This is a genomic window from Pseudomonas sp. Marseille-QA0332 (genome assembly GCF_054950175.1).
Map to the genome: position 1 here is coordinate 138,956 of NZ_CM143106.1, position 23,049 is coordinate 162,004.

Genomic DNA, 23,049 nt, shown 5'->3' on the forward strand with positions numbered 1-23,049 from the left:
GAGCTTGGCCGACCTCTTCCGCGATACTGGCCATTCACTTGCCACGAGTCGATCGACGTGACCCGCCTCTACAGTCTTGCCTGCCTGCGCGACCTGTCACCGGCCATCTGGGATGCGCAGGTGCCGCCGGACCAGCCGTTCTTGCGCCATGCCTTTCTCTCGGCGCTGGAGGACAGCGGCAGCCTCGGTCCTGACAGCGGCTGGGCCAGCGAGCATCTGGTGCTGGAGCGGGACGGGCAGGCGCGGGCGATCCTGCCGGCCTATCGCAAGTGGCACTCGTTTGGCGAGTACGTGTTCGATCATGCCTGGGCCGATGCCTGCGAGCGTGCCGGCATCGCCTACTATCCCAAGCTGCTCGGCGCGGTGCCGTTCAGTCCGGTCAGCGGCCCGCGGCTGCTGGCGGCCGACCCGAGCGATGGGTTGCAGCTGTTGCAGGCCGTGCCTGGATACCTGGCCGAGGCCGGACTTTCCGGCGCCCATGTGAATTTCACCGATCCGCCCCTGGACGCCCAGCTGGGCGACTTGCCGGGCTGGATGGAGCGCCTGGGCTGCCAGTTCCACTGGCGCAACCAGGGCTACCGGGACTTCCAGGACTTCCTCGACCTGCTCAGCTCGCGCAAGCGCAAGCAGATGCGCAAGGAGCGCGAACAGGTGGCCGGGCAGGGGATCGAGTTCGACTGGTATCCAGGCAACGCCTTGAGCGAGGCGCAGTGGGACTTCATCTACCGCTGCTATGCCAACACCTATGCCGTGCGTCGACGCGCGCCCTACCTGACGCGGGCATTCTTCAGTCTGCTCGGCGAGCGCATGCCGGAGGCGGTGCGGGTGGTCATCGCCCGGCAAGGCGGGCGGCCGGTGGCGATGGCCTTGAGCCTGGTCGGGGCTGGCAGCCTCTACGGGCGCTACTGGGGTTGCCTGGACGAATTCGATCGTTTGCATTTCGAGACCTGCTTCTACCAGGGCATGGAGTTCGCCATCCGCGAGGGCCTGCAACGCTTCGATGCCGGGGCGCAGGGCGAGCACAAGCTGATTCGTGGGTTCGAGCCGGTGTTGACGCGCTCGTGGCACTACCTGCTGCATCCAGGGCTGCGTCGGGCGGTGGAGGACTTCCTGATGCAGGAGCGGGAAGGGGTCAGGGCGTATGCGGACGCGGCGCGGCAGGCGCTGCCGTATCGGCAGGTGTAATCCAATGGGAGCGGCCTCGGCAGCCTGGCAGGTTCGAAAGAGTAGGTTCGTGCGCGGGTTGTGGCAGCGAGGGTAGAGCGCTGTGGCCTGGCCGGTTCCGGGCCCGCTTCGCGGGCACCGCGGCCGGTCCGCAGCCCCGGCGGCGGCCGCTAAGCGCCAGCGCAGTGATTCCGCCGATGACGCCGCAAGCACGGGCCTCGCGATACTGCGGTCTCTACACGCGCATCAGGATTTCTTCAGCAGATCAGCCAACCCGGCAAACGGGTTATGCGTGGCTGTCGCGGTCTTCGGGCTGCTCAGCGACCCCTCGCTGAAATACTGCTGGTCGGTATAGCGGGCATGCTCGTTGTCATGGCAATACAGGCACAGCAACTCCCAGTTCGAACCGTCCTGGGGGTTGTTGTCGTGGTTGTGGTCGCGGTGATGCACGGTCAGTTCGGAGAGGCGCTTGCCGGAAAACTCGCGGGCGCAGCGGCCACACACATGCGGATACATTTTTAGCGCCTTGTCACGATAGCCCATTTCCTTGTCGCGCTTGGCGTCGGCAAGGATGCGGTCGAGGCGGGCGGTGGCGGCGGCGGAAGAGGCCGAGCTCATGGCGGTGTTCCTTTCTAGTGTTCAGGGCTGTTGACGGTCTTGACCTTGATTCTAGCGCGTGGACGCGCGCCGCGGACAGGCAAAACCGCGCCATTGCGGGTAGCCTGTAGCTTGGTTATCGACAGGAGGCAGCAGATGTTCCATGCGATCCTCGCCACAGTGATCCTCTTGGCCTGGCCTGCGGCCCAGGCCGCCAGCCAGCCGCCGCGCCTGGTCGTGCCGGTGCCGGGCGCGCCGGGCACCGCGACGCCGACGCCTTATCCGCAGATCACCCCCGGCGCCCCGGTCCGGGCAGGTGACAACCAGCCCGGCGCACCGCTGTTGCCACCGATGCCGTTGCCTTCGCCACCCAAGGACCAGCCATTGCCGGGCCTGCGCCAGCCGCCGGGGCCAGCACCCGCGCCCCAGCGGCCTGAACGCGACGACTGAGCCTTCAGGCAGGCTCGGAGCCCACGCCCAGCTGGTCGAGAATGAACGCGTACTCCAGCGCCACGTCACGCAGCCCCTGGTAGCGTCCGCTCATGCCGCCGTGTCCCGCGCCCATCTCGGTCTTGAGCAGCAGCGGGTTGGCATCGGTCTTGAGCGTACGCAGGCGCGCCACCCACTTGGCCGCTTCCCAGTACTGCACCCGGCTGTCGTTGTAGCCGGCCACTACCAGCATGGCCGGGTAGTCCTGAGCCTTGACGTTCTCGTAGGGCGCATAGGCCCTGATCCGCTGGTAGACCTCCGGCTCCTGCGGGTTGCCCCATTCGTCATACTCGGTCACGGTCAGTGGCAGCTCCGGGTCGAGCATGGTGTTGAGCACATCGACGAAAGGCACTTCGGCGATGGCGCAGCGGAACAGTTCCGGGCGCTGGTTGAGCACGGCGCCGATCAGCAGGCCACCGGCACTGCCACCGCTGATGGCCAGGCGATCACGCGCGGTCACGCCTTCGGCCAGCAAGTGCTCGGCGCAGGCGATGAAGTCGTCGAAGGTGTTCTGCTTGTGCGCCTGCTTGCCTGCCCGGTACCAGGCTTCGCCAAGCTCGCCGCCACCGCGCACATGGGCAATGGCAAAACCCACGCCGCGTTGCAGCAGGCTCAGCCGGGCATGCGAGAACCAGGGGTCCAGGCTGGCTCCGTAGGCGCCGTAGCCATACAGGTAGAGCGGCACGCAGCGTCCCAGGTCGCAACGTCGACGGACCAGGCTGATCGGGATGCGCGTGCCATCGGCGGCGGTGGCCCAGAGGCGTTCGCTGACATATTCGTCGGCATCGAACTGGCCGAGCACCGGGGTTTGCTTGAGCACTTGCTGGGCACCGCTGGCCAGTTCCAGCTGGCGGATCTGTGCCGGCCGGTTGAGCGCTTCGTAGCGCAGGCGGATGCGCGGGCTGGCGAACTCCAGGCTGTCCTGCACATGCAGGCTGTAGGCGGCGTCCGGCAATTGCACGCGGTAGGCCGGCAGGCCACGCGGGTGGATCTCGATGATCGGCAGGCCGCCCGCGCGCAGGCTCAGGCTCAGCGCCTCGGCATTGAGGCTCACGCCGTCGAGCATGACATCCTCGCGGTGGGGCACCAGCAGCTGCCATTGCGCCTCGCTTGGCACCTGGTCGGCCGGCGCATGGTACAGCGCGAAATTGATACCGTCGCGGTTGCTGCGCACGAACCAGCGCCATTGGCCGTCCAGCTGGCCATGGTCGGGGGAGTATTCGTGGCCCTCGCGCCGTGGCGCCAGGCAGGTGAACGCTGCCTGCGGCGTGGCGGCGTCGAGTACCCAGGCTTCGCTGGTGGTCTTGCTGCCCAGCAGCAGGACCAGTTGCCGTTCCGAGCTGGAGCGGTAGCAATGCAGGAAGAAGCGCCCGTCGGGCTCCTCGAAGACCAGGCTGGCCTGGGCTTCGCCGAGGCGGTGACGCATCAGCCGGCAGGGCCGGTGGGTCTCGTCGAGCTGGGCGAAGAACACCGTCTGGCTGTCGTTGGCCCAGGTCATGCTGCCGTCGCAGTCCTCGAAGGGCAGGGTGTGCAGCGTGCCGTCGACAAGGTCCTTGACGTACAGGGTGTAGATCTCGTCGCCGCTGGCATCGAGGCTGTAGGCCAGCAGGCGATGATCGGGGCTGATGCTGAAGGTCCCCAGGGCGAGAAAGCCGCCATTGGCCAGGACATTCGGGTCGAGCAACAGCTGTTCCCGGCTTTCGTCGACCACCAGCGAATCGTCGGCCGGGCGTGGGCAACGGTAATGGCGCGGATATTCATCGCCGGCCGTGGTGCGCGTGTAGTAAAGCCACGGCCCCCATGGCGAGGGCAGCGACAGGTCGGTCTCCAGGATGCGCGCGCGGATTTCTTCGAACAGCCGTTCGCGCATCGGCGCCTGGTCGGCCAGGCAATCCTGCTGGTAGGCGTTTTCCTCGGCCAGGTACGCCAGCACTTCGGGCGTGTCGCGGGCCTGAAGCCAGGCGTAGGGGTCTGCGCCGGCGTCCTGGCGTGCGATCGGGGGCTGGCGAAGGTTCGGGGTGGCGGGCATGCGAGAGTCTCTCGATCTATGGCGATACCGAGCGGGCCGGCGACAGCGTGCTCGTCCGGCCGGCATCGCGGCTTTTGGGGGCGCCTGCGCGCAAAAGTGTTTATCATAAGCATCAATTTGCCTGGCATGCATCCGTACCATGACCGAACACGACTATCTGCTGGCCTGGGGCCTCTATGCCGTAGCAGCCCTGGGCTGCCTGTTGGTGGGCTTTCGCATCACTTGCTGGATGTGGCGCTGGCTGCGCGAGCCGCTGCGGGTGATCCTGGCCGTGCTGCTGTTCACCCCCACCATCATCGACCCGGTCAAGCACAGCTTCGCTCCGGCCATCGCCGTCATGGCCCTGGACCTGTTGTTCAAGGTCGGCAACAACGCCCTGCGCGCGGCCTCTGACCTGGCCATGTACGGGCTGATCGCCTTCATCGCTTACGGGCTGTTCGCCCTGGTGCGCTGGCCGCTGCTCAAGCGCCGGCGAGCACGCGCCCAGGCCCAGGCCCGGCGTGATGCCGAAATGGCGGCCGAGGCCAAGGCGATCGATGCTGACGAGCGTGACGATCGCCACGCCTATCGCGACCCGCAGTTGGCCACGGCGGGCGGGCGCGTCGAACCCCGTCTCTGAGCGAGAGAGCCTCTGGCATGTGCGAATTGCTTGGCATGAGCGCCAACGTCCCGACCGACATCGTCTTCAGCTTCACCGGCCTGATGCAGCGCGGTGGCCGGACCGGCCCGCACCGTGACGGCTGGGGCATCGCCTTCTACGAAGGGCGTGGCCTGCGGCTGTTCCAGGACCCGACCGCCAGCAGCGAGTCGGAAGTGGCCAACCTGGTGCAGCGCTACCCGATCAAGAGCGAAGTGGTCATCGGTCACATCCGTCAGGCCAATGTCGGCAGGGTCTGCCTGTCCAACACCCATCCCTTCGTCCGCGAACTGTGGGGGCACAACTGGTGTTTCGCGCACAACGGCCAGCTCGCCGACTTCCAGGGCCAGGTCAGTTTCTACCGGCCGGTGGGCGACACCGATAGCGAGGCGGCCTTCTGCGACCTGCTCAACCGCGTGCGCAGCGCCTTTCCCGAACCGGTGGAAGTGGAACAGCTGCTGCCGGTGCTGGTCGAAGCGTGTGCGGGCTACCGCGACAAGGGTGTGTTCAACTGCCTGTTGAGCAATGGTGACTGGCTGTTCTGCTTCTGCTCCACCAAGCTGGTGCACATCACCCGTCGCGCGCCGTTCGGGCCGGCCCGGCTGAAGGACTACGACATGATCGTGGACTTCCAGTCGCAGACCACCCCGAACGACGTGGTCACGGTGATCGCCACCGAGCCCCTGACCGAGAACGAGACCTGGAAGAAGTACGAGCCAGGTCAATGGGCCCTTTGGCGACATGGCGAGTGTGTCGCCCACGGGCAGAGCTGAAGCCAGGGAAGTCGCGCCATGTTCAGAAGTTACCTGCGGTTGCTGTTGTTCACCTTCGGCCTGCTGGCCGGTGTCCAGGTGCCAGGGCTGATCGACAGCTATACCCAGCGGGTCGAGGCGCACCTGCTCGAATCGCGCCAGGCGCTCAAGGGTTTCCAGCAGACCGCCGAACGCTTCTTCAACGGCGACCTGCAGGCGCTGGTGCGGCATTACCGCACCAGCAACGACCCGGTCTTCAACAGCGACGCCAACAGCATCGAAAGCCTGCTGCTGCGCAACCGGGTCCTGGAACGAGAATGGCAGAACCTGCAAGGCCCATGGGCCAGTCGCACCTGGCACGTGCTGGTGACTCCCGACCCGCAGCTGCGCGACGAGACCTTGAAGGGTTATACCTACCAGGTGCTGCTGGTGCCCGAGGCGATGGCCTGGGGCATAGGGCTGGGCCTGGTGTTGGCGCTGGTCATCGAGAGCCTGTTGCTGCTGCTCGGCCGGCTGCTGCTGGGGCTACGGCGCCAGCCCGTCAAGGAGAGCTGGCGCTGAAGCTCCGCGCCACAAGCTGCAAGCAAAAGCGGATCGCATGAACGACACGATCCGCTTCTAGCTTGCAGCTTGTGGCTCACCCCCGCAAAGGCTGAACGATCCGTTCGATCTTGTCCTTGATCAGCAGGCGCTCCTTGCGCAGGCGGTTGACCTCGTCATCCGCGGTGCCGTTTCTCTCTGCCGCGACGACGGCCTTGTCGCTGGCGTTGTACTCCTTGTGCAGCCGGTGCAGCGTGGGGTCCTTGTCGATGAAGGCCTGGAATGCCTCTTCGGTCACGTGCAGGTCAGCAAGCAGATCGTGCGGTACTGGCATCTCTTCACCTCGGTCAGGGATTGGCAGGATCTAGAGCTTTGAGGATAGCTGGTTTGCCAGGTTCCCGAGCTGGACTAGGCTTGTCTGATCCTACTGAAGCAGGAACGCCCGTGATGCCTCATCTGAACCTGGAGTACAGCGACAACCTGGCCGAACTGAAGGTCGAGCTGGTGCTGCTGCGCCTGAACCAGGCGCTGGTCGCCAGCGGGCAGTTCGCCGACGAGCTCGACATCAAGAGCCGGGCCCAGGGCTTCGGGCATTTCCGGGTGGGCATCTCGCCGCTGAGCCGCGGCTTCGTCCATGTCCGTCTGGCGATGCTGGCCGGGCGCTCGGCTGAAGTGAAGCGGCAGTTGTCGGCAGCCTTGCTCGAGGTACTGCGAGAAACCGTCGTTGCACGGCCGGGCATGGACATCCAGCTATGCGCGGAAATTCTCGACATCGAGCGCGAGTCCTACGCCAAGCTGCGCCTGCCAGCCGACTGAGCCGGGCAGGTGCGCCACGCCTGGCCTGCCGCCGGGCGCCGGTTTCCCGCGAGAGGCTTGCGCCGTATATACTGCGCGCCACTGTTTGCGGGAGAGCTTCGTGGCCATCGAAATACACTGGATCCTTGACGACCAGCGCCTGGCCGAACATTGCCAGGCCTGGCGTCGACTACCCTTCGTGGCAGTCGACACCGAATTCATGCGGGTCGACACGTTCTATCCGAAAGCGGGGCTGGTGCAGGTCGGTGACGGCCAGCGGGCCTATCTCATCGATCCCTTGCTGATCCGCGACTGGCGACCGCTGGCCGAGCTGCTCGAGGATCCCGCCGTGCTCAAGGTGCTGCATGCCTGCAGCGAAGACCTCGAGGTGCTGCTGCGCCTGACCGGCAAGCTGCCGCAACCGCTGTTCGACACCCAACTGGCCGCGGGCTACCTGAACATCGGTTTCTCCATGGGCTATTCGCGCCTGGTGCAGGAAGTGCTGGGGCTCGAGCTGCCCAAGGGCGAGACCCGCTCCGACTGGCTGCAGCGGCCACTGTCGCAGACCCAGGTCAGCTACGCCGCCGAGGATGCCGTGCATCTGGCCGAGCTGTACAGCGCCCTGCGTCCGCGGCTGTCCGACGAGCGCTTCGCCTGGGTCGTGGAGGACGGGGCCGAACTGGTCGCGCAACTGCGCCGCGAAGTGGAGCCCGAGTCGCTGTACCGCGAGGTCAAGCTGGCGTGGAAGTTGTCGCGTCAACAGCTGGCGGTACTGCGCGAGCTGTGCGCCTGGCGCGAGCGTGAAGCGCGTGGCCGCGACGTGCCGCGCAATCGCATCCTGCGCGAACATGCCCTCTGGCCCATGGCCAAGAGCCAGCCGGACAACCTGTCCGCGCTCGCCCGGATCGATGACATGCATCCGCGTACCATCCGCCAGGACGGTGAGCAACTGCTGGCGCTGATCCGTCAGGCTGCCGCGCTGCCACCCGAACAGTGGCCGGAACCGTTGCCCGAGCCGCTGCCGATCGAGGCCTCCGGCGTACTCAAGCGGCTGCGCGCCATCGGCCAGGCCGAAGGCGAAAGGCTGGGCATCGCGCCTGAGCTGATGCTGCGCAAGAAGACACTCGAGGCGCTGCTCAAGAGTGGCTTCCCCGATGGTCCCTATCATTTGCCCGAGTCGCTGCGCGGCTGGCGCCGCGAGCGCATGGGTCAGGCCCTGCTGGAAAGTCTGGCAGGCGCTGGAGAATCCTGATGAAACGTATCTGTTCGATCTACAAGAGCCCACGCAAGAACGAGATGTACCTCTACGTGCTCAAGGCCGATGGCCTGCAGCGAGTGCCCGAGGGGTTGTTGCCGTTCTTCGGCACCCCGGTACATGCCTTCGACCTGGTGCTCAGCCCCGAGCGCAAGCTGGCCCGCGAAGACATCGCCAAGGTGCTGGAGAACCTCGACAACCAAGGGTATCACCTGCAGATGCCGCCGCCTGAGGACGAATACATCGAGCACCTGCCAGAGGAGCTGTTGCGGCGCAACGATCCGGCTTGAACGCAGGCCGTGTGCAGAAGGCCCTCCAGGGCGCCGGACCGGCCGCGATGGGCGCGCGGCGGCCTCGGGGGCTGGCAGGCTCGAAGGACAGTGCCTGAACCTAACAACGCGGCAACCGTGCCGTAGCCACCAGGGAAACCCGCCCATGCGCATCCTGCTCGCCGAACAGCAACATGCCTGCTACGCCAGGCTCCTGGCCGAAGCTGCGCCGGACCTCGATATCGTTGGCGGTGACGACATCGCCGAGCTGGCTGGCCAGGCCGGCCAGTGTGCAATCTGGCTTGGTCAGCCTGACCTGCTCGCGGGCTTGCTGCGCCGGTGCCCGGCACCGGCCTGGATGCAGTCCACCTGGGCAGGCATCACGCCGCTGCTGGCCGAGGGGCTGCCACGCGACTATCGTCTGACCCGGGCGGTCGGGGTCTTCGGCCAGGTGATGGCCGAATACATGCTGACCTACCTGCTTGCCCATGAGCGGCGGCTGCTGGAGCGGTTGGCCAGCCAAGGCGAATGCGTCTGGAACGACCGCCCCGGCGGCACTCTGCAGGGCCGCACGGTACTGATCGTCGGGGTCGGCGAAATCGGCCAGCGCGTCGCCGAGTTCCTCGCGCCGTTTGGCGTGAGCTTGCTGGGCATCGCCAGCAGTGCCCGTGCCCAGCCACCGTTCGCCGAGGTAGCCACCCTGGCGCAGCTGCCGAACCTGGTCGAACGAGCGGACCATGTATTGAACCTGCTGCCCGACACCCCGGCCACCCATGACCTGTACGACGCGGCCTTGCTGGGCCGTTTCAAGCCTGGGGCGTTGTTCATCAACGCAGGGCGCGGCGTCTCGGTGGTCGATGCCGACCTGGTCGAGGCCTTGCAGGCCGGCCGGCTCGGCGGGGCGGTACTGGATGTCTGCCGGGAGGAACCGCTGCCAGCGGAGCATCCGTTCTGGACCACCCCAGGCCTGCTGCTGACCGGTCACAGCGCCGCGCCTACCTCGCCCATCGGCATGACGCGCCTGTTCCTGGACAATCTCGATGCCTATCAGGCCAATGCACCGATGCAGGGAACGGTAGACTTCCAGCGCGGCTATTGACAAAGCCCCGAGCCGCCCAGCGTAGCCACGCGCGCCAGCGCATACGCGTCAAGCTCTTGCTTGCCGCTCAGAGGGTGAAATCACCCTCGGCCGCCAGCTCGCTCAGCGGACGACGCGAGCTCGGCGCTTCGCGCGCTTGCAGCCCCTCGGCCAGGCTGGCCTTGTCGCCCAGCTTGCCGATGGCGACCATGGCGTGCACCTCGTAACTCTCCGGGATCTTCAGCTCGCGACGCGCCAGTTCCTTGTCGAAGCCGGCCATGCCGTGGGTGTGCCAGCCGCTCAGGCTGGCCTGCAGGGCCAGGTGCGCCCAGGCCGAGCCGGTATCGAAGGTGTGCCACAGTGCGGGCGATTCTTCCTCGGCGCCCGGCGCGGTGAAGGTGGTCTTGGAAATGATCACCACCAGCGCCGAGGCGTGCTGGGCCCAGCTGCGGTTGAACGGTACCAGCAATTGCAGGTAGCGCTCCCAGTTCGGAGTGCCCCGGCGGGCGAACAGAAAGCGCCAGGGCTGCGAGTTGTAGGCCGAAGGCGCCCAGCGGGCAGCTTCCAGGAAGCTGAGCAGGGTCTGCTCGCTGATCGGTTCGTCGCTGAAGGCGCGCGGGGACCAGCGGTTGATGAATTGTTCATCGATGGCGTAGTCCGCCACGCGTGGAGTGTCGCTCATGATCGCTCCTGCAAGGTTTGGGGAAGCCGCACGCTACTGCGTTGCAGCGGCCCTGACAAGCGGTCTGGCTTTGCTGGCGGACAGGCTCTAGACTGGCGCCGCCGCGCCCCGGCGGCTGAACGAGTCGATTGCAGGAACCTGTGTGATGATCGCCGATACCGCGCCTTTCTGGCGGCGCAAGACCCTCGAACAACTCGACCCGCAGGAGTGGGAGTCGCTGTGCGACGGTTGTGGGCTGTGCTGCTTGCAGAAGCTCGAGGACGAGGACGACAACAGCGTCTGGTACACGCGCATCGCCTGCAAGCTGCTGGACCTGCACAGCTGCCAGTGCAGCGACTATCCACGACGCTTCGCCCAGGTGCCTGACTGCATCCAGCTCACCCCTGGCAAGGCCGATCAGTTCACCTGGCTGCCGGCTACCTGCGGCTACCGCCTGGTCAGCGAGGGCAAGGACCTGCCCGATTGGCACCACCTGGTCTGCGGTGATCGCCAGCAGGTCCACTGCCAGCGCGTTTCCCAGTCCGGGCGCATGCTCAGCGAGGCCAATGTGGCCGAAGACGACTGGGAAGACTACCTGATCTTCCGCGCCAGCTAGGCTTTGCAGGCAGCGCTCGCGCTGCGTGGATGACAGGCTCGGAAGGCTCATTGCAGCCGGTAGGCTGCGCTTGCTGGCCTGGTTCGCCTTGCCCGGTCGTGGCTCGGCGACTTTCGTACAAACCTTCGGTCGTCCACGGCGTCCCGCCTGCGCCGAACAAGGAGTGCTCAATGCATCGCCGTCTGGTACTGCTCGTATGCCTGCTAGCCAGCGCGCCAGCCTGGGCCCGCAAGGTCGATCTCGATTACCAGGTGCGTCTGCTGCCAGCGACCGCCCAGGCCGAAGTGCGCCTGGTGCTGGCCGACGGCAGTGCGGTGCGCAGCCTGGATTTCGCCTTGGGCAAGCAGGGCGCCTACAGCGGTTTCCAGGCCGATGGGCAATGGCTGCCAACGACCAAGGGCGATCGCGGCACCTGGCGTCCAGCGCCAGGCAAGGCCAGCCTGGCCTATCGTGTGCGGCTGGACCAGCCGGGGCGCGATGGCCTCCGTGACAGCCGCATCACCGCGCACTGGGCGCTGTTTCGCGGCGACCAGTTGGTCCCCGTGGCCCGGCTCGACCAGCAGGATGGCGTCGAACTGGTCGCTCGCCTGGGCTTCGAGCTGCCTGCAGGTTGGCAGAGCATCGAGACCGCCTGGCCGCGTATCGGCAAGCAACGCTTTCGCGTCGACGATGTTTCGCGGCTGTTCGACCGGCCAACCGGTTGGATGCTGGCCGGCAAGCTTGGCAGCCGACGCGCGCGCCTGGGCGAGACCGAAGTCACCATCGCCGCGCCGCGCGGGCAGGGCATGCGACGTCTGGATACCCTGACCTTGCTGACCTTCGTCTGGCCGCAGCTGCAGGCGGTTTTTGCCCGCAACCCGCCCAAGCTGCTGGTGGTCGCGGCGCGAGAAGGTCTGGGACGCGGCGTGGCAAGTGCGCACCGCTCGCTGTATCTCGACAGTGCGCGGCCGCTGATCAACGAGAGCGGCAGCAGTCCGCTGTTGCGCGCGCTGGTGCAGTCGTTTGCCCAGATCAGCGACCGCGAGGCCAGCGACTGGATCGGCGAAAGCCTCGCCGACTACTACGCCACCGTCTTGCTGCGTCGGGCTGGCGGGCTCAGCGACGACCGCTACCAGCTCATGCAAGAGCGTCTCGAGAGTCGCTCGGCCAAGGTCAGCCGCCTGCGTGGCGAACAGGCCAGCCCGGCCCAGGTCGCGCGCGGGGTGCTGTTGCTGCAGGCACTGGACCGAGAGATTCGCCTGCATACCCACGACAAGCGTTCGCTGGATGACGTCACGCGCGCGCTGATGCGCCTGCCGAGCGTGAATACCGAGGAGTTCGTGCAGATCAGCGAGAGTGTGCTGGGGCGCAAGTCGCAGGTACTGGATACGCCGTTGTTGTAGGAATGGCTGCTGGGTCTGGTTTCGGTATGGCCAGAGCGTTGCGCGAAGCATCTGCTCCGAAGTGATGATGCGCCTTTGCGCCGCGATGGCCCGCGCAGCGGCCCCAGCCTCTCGCAAACAACACGACCTCTGCGCGAGCCTGTTCAGAACTGCCGGTGGTCGGACCCTGAAGCCGCTGCGCCCCCGGTCGCGGCACTGTAGCCGCCTCCACAGTTTCTGGCCGTGCTTGCGGCGCCATCGGTGGGTAGTGCAGGGCCGGACGTAGGGGTCGCCGCCGGGACCCCGGAGCGGCCTCGGGATCCGACAGGTTCCTACGCCTTCAGGCCCTGCAAAAATGCCATTGGCGGTGCCGGAGGCAGGGATCGCTCAGGGCTTGGGCGTCAGCAGCCCGTCGTCGCCGGTCACGCTCGCTTCGCGGGTCGCTGCGTCGGCGTTGGTGCGCAGGGCCTTGAGGTCCGCGGCATCCTGCTCGATGTCCGAGCGCAGTGTGTGCAATTCGCCACGGCGTTGCTGCAGCCAGGATTTGGCCGCGCAGTGACCGCTGAAGCCGCGCACCAGCGCCAGGCCGCCGACCGCCACCTGCAGGATGCCGACCAGGCCGCCACGACGCAGGCCCTTGCTCAGCAGCAGCGCGCCACCGGCCAGCGAGCTGGCGCGTTCCAGGCCATGGACGTTCTTTTCGTGTGGGTTGTTGAGCGAGTGGATATCAAGCATGACAGGATCTCCTGAGAAGGTGTAAGCAGCAGACCCTTGCCCTTGGCGGCCCGTTCATTCCGGTTGCCCACCGGTAGGTCGGGGCCGGCGCGCAGGCCTTGCGCGTGGCTCGCATTGGCCGTATGCGCCGCTGTCGCACGCCAGACAGGCGCCCGGCACCTTGCACCCTGCGAACGAACACCTCCAGCCTGTCTCGGTCACATGCTTTGAACCCATGGTGTCATCCTCGGAGGCTTCATTCATGAGCAAATATGACTGGGATCTGATCGAGCGCCTGTTGCATGAAGTGCAGAATGGCGCGGGCGAAAGCTTCACGCCACGCCCATACGCCGAGCAGCACGCCGCGGCCCTGGCCGCGAAGGGCCAGCCTATGGAAGATCTGGATCACCTCAAGCGCCGGGCCTGTGACTATGAAAAGCTGTTGCTCGAGCGCGGCTACATCCAGTCGCGTGCCGAGCAAGACGGTGGCAATGGCGAGAATTTCGTGCTCACCGAGCGCGGTTCGCGGCTGCTGAGCCTGCTCGACAGCAGCATTCCTGGCGATGCGACGCCGCGCCAGGCGCTCGACGAGCAGCCAGACGCGCTCGACCCGCAGACCTTCGAGCGCATCTCGGCCAACCCGCAGATCGCCACGGGTGCCATCTAGGCGTGCTACGAAAGTGTCTGCGCGACGATCATGCTGCGTCGAAAACCGACTCGGACCGCTGATTTACAAAAGGTAAACTGCGCCTGCTCGTCTGCTTCTCCTGGCCTGATCGTCGCTCGACGACTTTTCATGCCAAGCCTGGGCTGGCCGGCCGAGGCTGACCACCCGATAATCGGCAGTCGTTCCTTCGACTGCCGAGTTCTTCCATGCCTTACATCTCTCAGAGGGCGCGTCCATGAGCGTGCCTCGCAAGAATCCCGATGCCTTTGCCTTGCAGGTCATGCTGTTGCTCTGCCTGATCTGGGGCAGCCAGCAAGTCCTGATCAAATGGGCTGCCGTCGATATCGCCCCGGTCATGCAGGCCACCTTGCGCTCGGCCATCGCCGCCGTGCTGGTAGGGGCGCTGGTGTGCCTGCGTGGCGGCTGGCAGCAGGTCCGCGGCACCTGGCGCGGCGGCCTGCTGGCCGGTGCGCTGTTCGGGCTGGAATTTCTGTTCATCGCCGAAGGGCTGAAGCTGACCAGCGCCGCGCACATGTCGGTGTTTCTTTATACCGCCCCGGTGTTCACCGCGCTCGGCCTGCATTTCATGCTGCCGAGCGAGCGCCTGCGGCCACTGCAGTGGCTGGGCATCCTGCTGGCCTTCGTCGGCATCGCCACGGCTTTCGCCGGCGGCCTGTCGCTCGATGAGCTCGATGGGCGCGTGCTGCTGGGCGACGCCTTCGGTGTGCTGGCCGGCCTTGCCTGGGGTGCGACCACGGTGGTGGTACGCGGCTCGCGCCTGTCCGAGGCGCCTGCGACCCTGACGCTGTTCTATCAGTTGCTGGTGGGCTTTTTCGGCCTGTTGCTGATGGCCGTGCTCAGTGGTCAGGTCGGGCAGGTCTCGTTCACGCCGATGGCCTTGGGTAGCGTGCTGTTCCAGGGCATCGTGGTGTCGTTCTTCAGCTACCTGACCTGGTTCTGGCTGCTGCGCAAGTACCTGGCCTCCAACCTGGCGGTGTTTTCCTTCATCACGCCGCTGTTCGGGGTCACCTTCGGCGTGTTGTTGCTGGGCGAGCCGCTGAGCCTGAACTTCGTCGCCGGCGCGCTGATGGTGTTGGCTGGGGTGATCCTGGTCAGTGCCGAGCCGAGGGTACGCCAGTGGCTGCGCAAGGTGCTGGGCTAGGCTTCGTCCGAATGGGCCGCGCGCCCGGATCGATCTGCAACAAGGAGAAACAGTTGACCGACCGTCGGGACTCGCGGAATCGGCTTGATACCAGTCAAACTGAACGCAATCTGTAGGTATGAATAAGCGCTTCATGCAGGACATCGGATCATGATCTGTCTGAAGCGTCGCAGAATCGATCGACCGTGAGGCTGACCCGTTAAGGGGGCATTATGAACAAGCGCATGAACAACTGGCTCCACGACCTGGGCGTTGCCCTGGGTCTCATCCCGCCACCGCTGCAGCCGGTACCCATTCCCACCGAGGACGAGCGGCGCCGGCGCGAAAACCGTCGCCGGTGAGCTGGCATGCCGCCGCACACATGGGGCGTGGCGGCATGCCAGGGTAAAGCCGATCAGGCCAGCCTGGTGGCCACCACGGTCTGCCGTGACAGCAGGCTGACCAGCACGAAGCTCGCCAGGCCGATGCCCAAGCTGTAGTAGATCGGCGTATTGGCGTCCAGGCCATCCTTGAGCATGAAGGCCAGCGCCGTGCAGAAGCCGAGCGACATGCTGGCCAGCGCGCCGGCGGTGGTGGCGCGCTTCCAGAAGATCGCGCCCATCAGCGGGATCAGCATGCCGCCGACCAGCAGGTTGTAGGCCAGGGTCAGCGCACTGATCACGTCGTTGACCAGCAGGGCGATGCCCAGTACCAGCAAACCCGTGAGCATCGTGAACAGACGACTCAGGCCCAGGCTCGACTGCTTGCCGCCACGCAGGCGAGGCAGCAAGTCCTCGGTCACGGTCGCCGAGGCTGCCAGCAGGCCGGCGCTGGCGGTGGACATCATCGCCGCCAGGGCAGCGGCCATCAGCAATCCGCGAATGCCATCGGGCAGAGTGCCCTTGATCATGGCGGCGAAGGCGTTGTTGGGGTTGGCCAGGTCAGGCATCAACACATAGGCGGCCATGCCGATCACCGCGCAGGCCAGGCCGTAGAGCAGGCAGTAGACCCCGGCGGTGGTCCCGGCGCGCTGGGCGACTTTCTCGTCCCGGGCGGTGAATACCCGCTGCCAGATATCCTGGCCGATGAGGATGCCGAAGAAGTAGATCAGGAAGTAGGTGACGATGGTGTCCCAGCCGATGCTGGTCAGCTCGAAACTGGCTGCCGGCAGCTTGGCCACCAGGCTGTCCCAGCCACCGGCCTTGAGCAGGCACACCGGCAACAGGATGAACATCAGGCCCACGGTCTTGATCACGAACTGGACGATGTCGGTGAGCGTCAGCGACCACATGCCACCGATGGTCGAATAGATCACCACCACGCCGCCGCCGAGCACCAGGGCCAGCCAGAACGGCAGGTCGAGCAGCACCTCCAGCACGGTACCCATGGCCAGGATGGAGGTGACCGTGAGCATCAGGGCATAGACCAGCATGATCACCGCGCTGGCCTGGCGCGCCATGGGGTTGTAGCGGCGCTCGAGGACCTGGGTGACGGTGAAGATGCGCAGGCGCAGCAGCGGCTTGGCGAGGAACAGGTTGATGGCGATGATGCCCAGGCCCAGCGCGGCGCACAGCCAGAAGCCGGAAATCCCGTGCACGTAGCCTAGGCGCACGGTGCCCACGGTAGAGGCGCCACCCAGCACGGTGGTCGCCATGGTGCCCATGTACAAGGTCGGGCCGAGGTTGCGTCCGGCCACCAGGTAGTCCTCATGGGTTTTCGCCCGGCGCATGCCATACCAGCCGAGGCCGAGCATGCCCGCGGCATAGATCAGTACAACGATGATGTCCAAAGCCATTGGGGGTCTCCCGATTATCTTTATTATGGCGAGGTCGATCATGCGGACGGCTCACCCCGTCCGGCGATCTTGTTCTTGTAGTGACGGGCCGCCGGGGCCCGTCACGGGTCTGGCTGGCGAGTCGGCCGACTCAGCGGCGCACGACCCCCGGCAGCACGCAGAGCATCTCGAACAGCAGGTTGGCACCGAGCAGCGAGGTGTTGCCGGTGGTGTCGTAGGGTGGCGAAACCTCGACCAGGTCGCAGCCGACCAGGTCCAGGCCATGGCAGCCACGAATGATCTCCATGGCCTGGATGGTGGTCAGGCCGCCGATTTCCGGCGTACCGGTGCCAGGTGCCCAGGCCGGGTCGATGCCATCGATGTCGAAGGACAGGTACACCGGGCCGCCACCGACCTTTTCCCGTACTTCGGCCATCAATGGCTCGAGCGACTTGTGCCAGCATTCCTCGGCCTGCACCACGCGAAACCCCTGACGACGGCTCCAGTCGAAATCGTCGGCGGTGTAGCCCTGGGCGCGCAAGCCGATCTGCACCACGCGCTGGCAGTCGAGCAGGCCTTCTTCCACGGCGCGGCGGAAGGTGGTGCCGTGGGCGATCTTCTCGCCGAACATGTGGTCATTGACGTCGGCGTGGGCATCGATGTGCACCAGGCCGATCTTGCCGTGCTTCTTGTGCAGGGCACGCAGGATCGGCAGGGTGATGGTGTGGTCGCCGCCCAGGGTCAGCGGGATCACGTCATGCTCGAGGATCTGCTCGTAGGCTTGCTCGATGATCCGCACCGCGTCGAGCAGGTTGAAGGTATTGATCGCCACATCGCCGATGTCGGCCACCGACAGCGAGTCGAACGGGGCCGCGCCGGTGGCCATGTTGTACGGCCTGATCATCACCGATTCGGCGCGAATCTGCCGAGGACCGAAGCGAGTGCCTGAACGCAGCGAGGTGCCGATGTCCAGCGGGACGCCGATGAAGGCGGCGTCGAGCCCGGCGGCGCTTTGCAGGTGGGGGAGGCGGAGCATGGTGGCGATGCCGCCGAAGCGCGGCATTTCGTTGCCGCCCAGTGGTTGGTGAAGAATCTTGTCCACGGTGGGCCTCATCAGTCGATTGTTATGTTTGTTCGAACCTGCGGCGGGCGATCGCGCAAGCGACCAGGTGCCGCAGGCACGGTGTTGCCGGCAGTCTGCGCAAGGCAATGGGGCGATGGAATCGCTAACGGTAAAAACTTACTTCAGAAATCCGTGAACTTATCGGCGCGACGACGTTACACTGGCGCCTCGCTTTTCGTGGAACCGTCGTACATGGCTTCGTCACTGCCTGACCTGAAACTCTTGCGTATCTTCGTCAGCGTGGTGCGCCACCAGGGCTTCGCCAGTGCCCAGCGCGAACTCAACCTGTCCACCTCGGCTATCAGCACCTACATGAGCCAGCTGGAAAGCTCACTCGGCCTGGTGCTGTGCCACCGGGGACGGGGCGGCTTCAGCCTGACCAGCAAGGGCGAGCTGTTCCACCAGGAGACCCTGCGGCTGCTGGCCGAACTCGACGGCTTCGAACAGTACGCCGCGGCGCTCAAGGGTGAGCTGCGCGGCACCCTCAACCTTGGGGTGATCGATTCCACGGTGGGCGATCGGGCGCTGCCGCTGGCCGAAGCCATCGGTGCCTACAGCCAGGAGCATCCGGCCGTGCATCTGCACCTGTCGGTCTCCAGTCCCTACGATCTGCAGCTCGGCGTGCAGGACAACCGCCTGGACCTGGCCATCGGCGCGTTCTCCTCGCGCATGAGCGGCTTGCTCTACCAGCCGCTGTACCGCGAACAGCACTGGCTGTACTGCAGCAATCGACACCCGTTGTTCAGCGAGCAGCGCATTCCCGAGCAAGTCATCACCCATCAACGCATGGTCGGTCGTGGCTACTGGAGCCAGGCCGAGCTGGCCCGACACGGCTTCAAGCACAGCGCCGCGACCGTGGACAGCATGGAAGCCCAGCTGATCCTGGTGCTCTCGGGGGCCTACATCGGCTACCTGCCCGAGCACTATGCCCAAGCCTGGGTCGCCAAGGGCGACTTGCGAGTGCTGTCGTCAGCGACCTTCGGCTACCAGGCGCCGTTCTCGCTGATCATTCGGCGCGGGCGCAGCCGCGACCCGTTGATCCAGACCTTCCGGGATCTGCTCAAGACCCAGCTCAACGTCGGTTGAGCGCCTGCGTCGATGCCATCCGTCAGCTCGATGGCTGTTCCCGACCGTTACCCACCGTTTCGGTTGTAAAGCTTCTGCTACACCGTTATTTGTCCAAGAAGGACTTAGTTCATGCCTGAAACAGGACCGCACGATGCGCAATAACCTACCTGTCACCGATCAGGAAAGAACCTTTTCCAGCGACCAGCGGCTGATCTCCACCACCGGCCTGGACAGCCGCATCACCTATTGCAACGACGCCTTCGTGGCGATCAGCGGCTTCACCTACGACGAACTGGTCGGCCAGCCGCACAATCTGGTGCGTCATCCGGACATGCCGCCCTCGGTGTTCGCCCATATGTGGGAGACCATTCGCCAGGGCCAGCCATGGATGGGAGTGATCAAGAACCGGGCGAAGAACGGCGACTACTACTGGGTCAGCGCATATGTCACGCCCATTTACGAACAGGGCCGGGTCAGCGGCTACGAGTCGGTACGCTCGGTACCGACCCGCGAGCAGATCCAGCGTGCCGAGCGCCTTTATGCACGCCTGCGCAATGGCCGTTCGGCCAGGCCCTGGCGCGCCCGCCTGGGTCATCGGCTCGCACGCGGCTGGCCCTTGCTGGTCGCCGGGCTGCTCATCGCCGCGGCCCAGCTGTGGTTGTCGAGTGCGGCGGCGCTGGCGGTACTGGTGCTCGCGCTGCTGGCGGCCTGGTATCTGGTCGAGCATCGCGGCGACCAGGCCCTGCGCCGTACCCTGGCGCAACAGCCAAAGGCCTTCACCAGCCCGCTGGTGGCCTTGACCTACAGCGACAGCCCCGGCCTGCATGGCCAGCTGGAGCTGGCGATCCTCAGCGAGGAGGCCCGCTTGCAGACTGCCCTGACCCGGCTGGTGGATGCTGGGGAAGGCGTCAAGGCGCGCGCCAAGCAGTCCTCCAGCCTGTCCGAGACCCAGGCACGGATGCTCGAACGCCAGCGCAGCGAAACCGATCAGTCGGCCACCGCCATCGCCCAGATGGCCGCCACCATCCAGGAAGTCACCCATCATGTGCAAAGCACGGCGCACGCGGCCGGCGATGCCGATCAGCTGGCCCAGCAGGGCACCTTGCTGGCGCAGCGAAGTCTCGAGGCGATGGGCAGCATGAGCCAGGCGGTCGGCGACATCGGCCAGGCGGTTCATGCGCTGGCCGAGCAGACCCAGTCGATTGGCAGCGTGGTCGATGTGATCACTGCCATCGCCGAACAGACCAACCTGCTGGCGCTCAACGCCGCGATCGAGGCGGCGCGTGCCGGCGAGCAGGGGCGTGGCTTCGCCGTGGTGGCCGACGAGGTACGCTCGCTGGCCCAGCGTACCCGAACCTCGACCGAGGAAATCCATCAGATCATCGCCAGCCTGCGCGCCGGTGCCGAGCGCGCGGTGGCCAGCGCCAACCACGGCGAGCAGATCTCCCAGGACAGCGTGCAGAGCGTGGAAGCGGTGCGCTCGGCACTGGCTGGCATTGCCCAGGCCATCAGTCGCATCACCGGCATGAGCCAGCAGATGGCTACCGCTTCGCAAGAGCAGAGCCACGTGGCCGAGGAGATCAATCAGCAGATCACCCGCATCGCCCAGTTGTGCGACCAAAGCGCCGATCAGGCTCGGCAGGGCGCCGACATCAGTCGCGAGCTCGAGCGCATGGCCGAGTACCTGTACAGCCTGGCGGAGCGCTTCAACCGGTAATCGAAGGGGAGAGCGGCAAGCTGCAAGCCGATCGTGATGGGGCGAACTCGCCACTGGCCGGCTTGTAGCTTGTAGCTTGTAGCTTGTAGCTTGTAGCTTGTAGCTTGTAGCTTGTAGCTTGTAGCTTGTAGCTTGTAGCTTGTAGCTTGCGGCTTGCGGCTTGCGGCTGGCGCCGCCACACTGGCGCCAGCCAGGAGAGAGCCCCATGTCCAGACCCCGTTGCGAACGCTGCCTGCGTCCGCTCGCACAATGCCTATGCCCGCTGATCCCCCAGCTTGACAGCCGCACCCGAGTCCTGGTGCTGCAGCATCCGAGCGAAACCGCCCACGCCCTCAACACGGCGCGCCTGGTGGCGTTGGGGCTGGTCAATGCCGAGTTGCGGGTCGGTGAGGCGTTCGATGACCTGCAACAGGGGCTCGAGGCGCCTGGCTATCAGCCGGCATTGTTGTTCCCGGGGGAGCAGGCCCAGGTGCTGGAAGCAACCCCGGCGGCGGATGCCCGACCGCTGTTGCTGGTGGTGCCCGACGGTACCTGGCGCAAGGCGCGCAAGTTGCTCTACCTCAATCCCGCGCTGGCTGCCTTGCCACGGGTGAGCCTGGGGGATGCACCGGTTTCGCGCTACCGCTTGCGCAAGGCGCCGCAGGCCGGTGCCTTGTCGACGGTGGAGGCGGTGGTACAGGCGCTGAACGCGCTGGAGGCGCCGAAGCGTTTCGACGCGCTGCTGCGACCGTTCGAGGCGCTGATCGAAGGCCAGATCGCAGCGATGGGGCGCGAGACGTTCGAGCGTAACCATGGCGCAGGAGGCAGAGCGGCCGTACCCGTGAGGTGAGAACGGTGCCCATGTGACGGCGCCTGGGCCGCGTTGCGGGCCATCGCGGCCGCTTCGGCGTCCCGGTGGCGGCCGCCACTACACATGGACACGGGTGAAGACCTGCGAGACAGCCTGACTCAGGTTGCGAGGCGCTCAGACGCCAGCGAAGCGCCGGTCCAGGTAGGCGATGATGTCCCCGGATTCGTACATCCAGGTGGTCTTGCCGTCTTCCTCGATGCGCAGGCAAGGGACCTTGACCCGGCCGCCGCCCTCGAGCAGGGCCTGGCGGTGGGCGGGGTCGTTCTTCGCATCGCGCAGCGCCACCGGCACGTTCAACCGGTGCAAGGCCCGGCGGGTCTTGACGCAAAATGGGCAGGCATGGAACTGGTACAGGGCCAGGCCGCGGGCTTGCTGGTCGACCTCGGCCTGGGCCTGGGGGCTACGCTTGCGTTTGGCCGGACGACTGATCCAGTCGCCGAACACGATGAGCTGGCCGAGGCCGACCCGCAGGGCTTTGACGATCATGGGCAACTCCTGAAGCAGGACGCCGACCCATGCGGTCGGCGTGGAGGGCCTGTCACTTGATCAGGCTGAGAAACTCGCTGCGGGTGGCGGCGTTGGTGCGGAATTCACCCAGCATCACCGAGGTGATCATCGCCGAGTTCTGCTTTTCCACCCCACGCATCATCATGCACATGTGCTTGGCTTCGATGACCACGGCCACGCCAGCCGCGCCGGTCACCTGGGACACCGCCTCGGCGATCTGTCGGCTGAGGTTTTCCTGGATCTGCAGGCGGCGAGCATACATGTCGACGATGCGCGCGACCTTGGATAGGCCCAAGACCTTGCCCTTGGGCAGGTAGGCCACGTGCGCCTTGCCGATGAACGGCAGCATGTGGTGCTCGCACATCGAATAAAGCTCGATATCCCGAACCAGTACCATCTCGCTGTTGTCAGAGCTGAACAACGCGCCGTTGGTGACTTCTTCCAGGGTCTGCTCATAACCGCGGCAAAGGTACTGCATGGCCTTCGCTGCCCGCTTGGGCGTGTCGCGCAGGCCCTCGCGGGAGACGTCCTCGCCCAGTTGGCTGAGGATCTCGGTGTAGTTCTGTTCCAGGGACATGGATCTACCTGTGGGAATTTTCGCAAAGATGAAGGGTACGGCGGCAAGGGCGGCGCTGCAAGCGCGGCTTCACTCGTCGCGCCCCTCGAGCATGGTTCGCTTGAGCATCACGTAGACCGCGCCGGTGCCGCCGTGGCGCGGATTGCAAGAGACGAAACCCAGTACCTGGGGATGCTGGCGCAACCAGGTATTGACGTGGCTCTTGATCATTGGTCGCTTGCCATCCAGGCGCGCTGCCTTGCCATGGGTGACGCGCACGCAGCGCACCTCCAGCCGGGTCGCCTCGGCAATGAAGTCCCAGAGCGTCTCGCGCGCCTTTTCCACGCTCATGCCGTGCAAGTCCAGGCTGCCTTCGAACGCAATCTGGCCAAGCTTGAGCTTGCGCATCTGCGCTTCCTGCACGCCATCGCGCCGCCACATCAGCTCATCCTCGGCGCCAACGTCGATGACGAACTGGTCGGACAGGCCGTCGATCACCAGCGGCTGGTCGCTGCGCACGGTCGCGGCCTGGCGCAGCTCGGCCAGGCGCTTGCGGTCGGAGCGGGGTTTGCCGACGTCCGCACGGTCGTGGCTGATCGGTCTGACCCCGCGCATTTCACCGCGGAACAGGGAAAAATCGTCGTCTTGCATGCATGCCTCCACGTGGGCGGCGTAGTTTACGCGACTCT

27 protein-coding genes and 1 pseudogene are annotated in these 23,049 nt (G+C 65.8%); 18 read left to right on the plus strand and 10 right to left on the minus strand.

Features of this window, described 5'->3' with window-relative positions; translation table 11 throughout:
- Positions 1–57: 57 nt before the first annotated feature.
- Positions 58–1,185, plus strand: coding sequence for a GNAT family N-acetyltransferase (locus ACY8GK_RS00565; protein WP_462402014.1), 1,128 nt, complete (start codon positions 58–60; stop codon positions 1,183–1,185).
- A 225-nt stretch (positions 1,186–1,410) separates the two neighbouring features.
- On the opposite strand, the gene ACY8GK_RS00570 is transcribed toward ACY8GK_RS00565, so the two are convergent.
- Positions 1,411–1,782, minus strand: a complete 372-nt coding sequence (locus ACY8GK_RS00570) for a YajD family HNH nuclease (RefSeq protein ID WP_196180219.1) — start codon at positions 1,780–1,782, stop codon at positions 1,411–1,413.
- A 135-nt stretch (positions 1,783–1,917) separates the two neighbouring features.
- On the opposite strand from ACY8GK_RS00570, the gene ACY8GK_RS00575 reads away from it, so the two are divergent.
- Complete coding sequence (locus tag ACY8GK_RS00575; protein WP_196180221.1) at positions 1,918–2,211, plus strand: hypothetical protein; 294 nt, start codon at positions 1,918–1,920, stop codon at positions 2,209–2,211.
- 4 nt (positions 2,212–2,215) lie between these two features.
- On the opposite strand, the gene ACY8GK_RS00580 is transcribed toward ACY8GK_RS00575, so the two are convergent.
- The gene (locus tag ACY8GK_RS00580) at positions 2,216–4,279 is read right to left on the minus strand and encodes a S9 family peptidase (RefSeq protein ID WP_196180223.1); all 2,064 of its coding nucleotides are present in this window, start codon (positions 4,277–4,279) and stop codon (positions 2,216–2,218) included.
- A gap of 139 nt (positions 4,280–4,418) precedes the next feature.
- On the opposite strand from ACY8GK_RS00580, the gene ACY8GK_RS00585 reads away from it, so the two are divergent.
- Genes ACY8GK_RS00585 through ACY8GK_RS00595 form a run of 3 tightly spaced genes read left to right on the plus strand, consistent with a single transcriptional unit; the run spans position 4,419 to position 6,229 of the window.
- Entirely contained in the window at positions 4,419–4,898 is a 480-nt protein-coding gene (locus ACY8GK_RS00585) for an MFS transporter (protein ID WP_462402015.1), read from the plus strand.
- Positions 4,899–4,915: 17 nt separating this feature from the next.
- Positions 4,916–5,689: a class II glutamine amidotransferase gene (locus ACY8GK_RS00590; RefSeq protein ID WP_196180226.1), complete on the plus strand. Its 774-nt coding sequence runs from the start codon at positions 4,916–4,918 to the stop codon at positions 5,687–5,689.
- Positions 5,690–5,707: 18 nt separating this feature from the next.
- Positions 5,708–6,229, plus strand: coding sequence for a DUF2937 family protein (locus ACY8GK_RS00595; RefSeq protein ID WP_196180228.1), 522 nt, complete (start codon positions 5,708–5,710; stop codon positions 6,227–6,229).
- Positions 6,230–6,305: 76 nt separating this feature from the next.
- Here ACY8GK_RS00595 and ACY8GK_RS00600 read toward each other — a convergent pair whose 3' ends face one another.
- Positions 6,306–6,542: a YdcH family protein gene (locus ACY8GK_RS00600; protein WP_196180230.1), complete on the minus strand. Its 237-nt coding sequence runs from the start codon at positions 6,540–6,542 to the stop codon at positions 6,306–6,308.
- 113 nt (positions 6,543–6,655) lie between these two features.
- Here ACY8GK_RS00600 and ACY8GK_RS00605 point away from each other — a divergent pair, with 113 nt between their 5' ends.
- The 4 genes from ACY8GK_RS00605 to ACY8GK_RS00620 all read left to right on the plus strand — a co-directional run bounded on the left by ACY8GK_RS00605 (position 6,656) and on the right by ACY8GK_RS00620 (position 9,626).
- On the plus strand, positions 6,656–7,024 hold the full coding sequence (locus ACY8GK_RS00605) for a 5-carboxymethyl-2-hydroxymuconate Delta-isomerase (protein ID WP_196180232.1): 369 nt from the start codon (positions 6,656–6,658) through the stop codon (positions 7,022–7,024).
- A 100-nt stretch (positions 7,025–7,124) separates the two neighbouring features.
- Complete coding sequence (gene rnd / locus ACY8GK_RS00610; protein WP_196180234.1) at positions 7,125–8,255, plus strand: ribonuclease D; 1,131 nt, start codon at positions 7,125–7,127, stop codon at positions 8,253–8,255.
- Positions 8,255–8,548, plus strand: a complete 294-nt coding sequence (locus ACY8GK_RS00615; RefSeq protein ID WP_196180236.1) for a YcgL domain-containing protein — start codon at positions 8,255–8,257, stop codon at positions 8,546–8,548. Before rnd ends, ACY8GK_RS00615 begins: the two co-directional genes overlap by 1 nt.
- Before the next feature lie 145 nt (positions 8,549–8,693).
- Complete coding sequence (locus tag ACY8GK_RS00620; RefSeq protein ID WP_462402016.1) at positions 8,694–9,626, plus strand: D-2-hydroxyacid dehydrogenase; 933 nt, start codon at positions 8,694–8,696, stop codon at positions 9,624–9,626.
- Positions 9,627–9,693: 67 nt separating this feature from the next.
- Here the strand turns inward: ACY8GK_RS00620 and ACY8GK_RS00625 are convergent, their stop codons facing one another.
- Positions 9,694–10,287, minus strand: a complete 594-nt coding sequence (locus tag ACY8GK_RS00625; protein WP_462402017.1) for a nitroreductase family protein — start codon at positions 10,285–10,287, stop codon at positions 9,694–9,696.
- Between the two features lie 145 nt (positions 10,288–10,432).
- On the opposite strand from ACY8GK_RS00625, the gene ACY8GK_RS00630 reads away from it, so the two are divergent.
- Positions 10,433–10,882, plus strand: a complete 450-nt coding sequence (locus tag ACY8GK_RS00630; protein WP_462402018.1) for a YcgN family cysteine cluster protein — start codon at positions 10,433–10,435, stop codon at positions 10,880–10,882.
- Positions 10,883–11,052: 170 nt separating this feature from the next.
- Positions 11,053–12,264 carry a hypothetical protein gene (locus ACY8GK_RS00635; RefSeq protein WP_462402019.1) on the plus strand — a complete coding sequence of 404 codons (1,212 nt, stop codon included), beginning with the start codon at positions 11,053–11,055 and terminating at the stop codon, positions 12,262–12,264.
- Between the two features lie 366 nt (positions 12,265–12,630).
- On the opposite strand, the gene ACY8GK_RS00640 is transcribed toward ACY8GK_RS00635, so the two are convergent.
- On the minus strand, positions 12,631–12,978 hold the full coding sequence (locus ACY8GK_RS00640; protein WP_196180246.1) for a YgaP family membrane protein: 348 nt from the start codon (positions 12,976–12,978) through the stop codon (positions 12,631–12,633).
- Positions 12,979–13,219: 241 nt separating this feature from the next.
- Between ACY8GK_RS00640 and ACY8GK_RS00645 the strand changes: the two genes are divergently transcribed.
- The 3 genes from ACY8GK_RS00645 (at position 13,220) to ACY8GK_RS00655 (ending at position 15,127) form a co-directional block, all read left to right on the plus strand.
- Positions 13,220–13,624, plus strand: coding sequence for a transcriptional regulator (locus ACY8GK_RS00645; protein ID WP_196180248.1), 405 nt, complete (start codon positions 13,220–13,222; stop codon positions 13,622–13,624).
- 235 nt (positions 13,625–13,859) lie between these two features.
- Positions 13,860–14,786 carry a DMT family transporter gene (locus ACY8GK_RS00650; protein ID WP_196180250.1) on the plus strand — a complete coding sequence of 309 codons (927 nt, stop codon included), beginning with the start codon at positions 13,860–13,862 and terminating at the stop codon, positions 14,784–14,786.
- Positions 14,787–14,998: 212 nt separating this feature from the next.
- The gene (locus ACY8GK_RS00655; protein ID WP_329604778.1) at positions 14,999–15,127 is read left to right on the plus strand and encodes a PA1414 family protein; all 129 of its coding nucleotides are present in this window, start codon (positions 14,999–15,001) and stop codon (positions 15,125–15,127) included.
- A 53-nt stretch (positions 15,128–15,180) separates the two neighbouring features.
- Here ACY8GK_RS00655 and ACY8GK_RS00660 read toward each other — a convergent pair whose 3' ends face one another.
- Both ACY8GK_RS00660 and speB read right to left on the minus strand, forming a co-directional pair.
- Entirely contained in the window at positions 15,181–16,560 is a 1,380-nt protein-coding gene (locus ACY8GK_RS00660) for a sodium:solute symporter family protein (RefSeq protein WP_462402020.1), read from the minus strand.
- Positions 16,561–16,690: 130 nt separating this feature from the next.
- The gene (gene speB, locus ACY8GK_RS00665; protein WP_196180254.1) at positions 16,691–17,641 is read right to left on the minus strand and encodes an agmatinase; all 951 of its coding nucleotides are present in this window, start codon (positions 17,639–17,641) and stop codon (positions 16,691–16,693) included.
- A gap of 213 nt (positions 17,642–17,854) precedes the next feature.
- Here speB and ACY8GK_RS00670 point away from each other — a divergent pair, with 213 nt between their 5' ends.
- From ACY8GK_RS00670 to ACY8GK_RS00685, 4 genes and pseudogenes are all read left to right on the plus strand, one after another.
- Positions 17,855–18,748, plus strand: coding sequence for a LysR family transcriptional regulator (locus tag ACY8GK_RS00670; protein WP_462402021.1), 894 nt, complete (start codon positions 17,855–17,857; stop codon positions 18,746–18,748).
- 133 nt (positions 18,749–18,881) lie between these two features.
- A pseudogene (locus ACY8GK_RS00675) lies at positions 18,882–19,196 on the plus strand (PAS domain-containing protein); the annotation flags it as partial.
- A 219-nt stretch (positions 19,197–19,415) separates the two neighbouring features.
- The gene (locus ACY8GK_RS00680; RefSeq protein WP_462402965.1) at positions 19,416–20,447 is read left to right on the plus strand and encodes a methyl-accepting chemotaxis protein; all 1,032 of its coding nucleotides are present in this window, start codon (positions 19,416–19,418) and stop codon (positions 20,445–20,447) included.
- A 205-nt stretch (positions 20,448–20,652) separates the two neighbouring features.
- On the plus strand, positions 20,653–21,276 hold the full coding sequence (locus tag ACY8GK_RS00685; protein WP_196180257.1) for a tRNA-uridine aminocarboxypropyltransferase: 624 nt from the start codon (positions 20,653–20,655) through the stop codon (positions 21,274–21,276).
- A 135-nt stretch (positions 21,277–21,411) separates the two neighbouring features.
- On the opposite strand, the gene ACY8GK_RS00690 is transcribed toward ACY8GK_RS00685, so the two are convergent.
- From ACY8GK_RS00690 to ACY8GK_RS00700, 3 genes are all read right to left on the minus strand, one after another.
- Positions 21,412–21,783: a glutaredoxin family protein gene (locus ACY8GK_RS00690; RefSeq protein WP_462402022.1), complete on the minus strand. Its 372-nt coding sequence runs from the start codon at positions 21,781–21,783 to the stop codon at positions 21,412–21,414.
- 52 nt (positions 21,784–21,835) lie between these two features.
- On the minus strand, positions 21,836–22,381 hold the full coding sequence (gene folE, locus ACY8GK_RS00695) for a GTP cyclohydrolase I FolE (RefSeq protein ID WP_196180259.1): 546 nt from the start codon (positions 22,379–22,381) through the stop codon (positions 21,836–21,838).
- A 69-nt stretch (positions 22,382–22,450) separates the two neighbouring features.
- Entirely contained in the window at positions 22,451–23,011 is a 561-nt protein-coding gene (locus ACY8GK_RS00700; RefSeq protein WP_196180260.1) for a Smr/MutS family protein, read from the minus strand.
- Positions 23,012–23,049 lie beyond the last annotated feature (38 nt).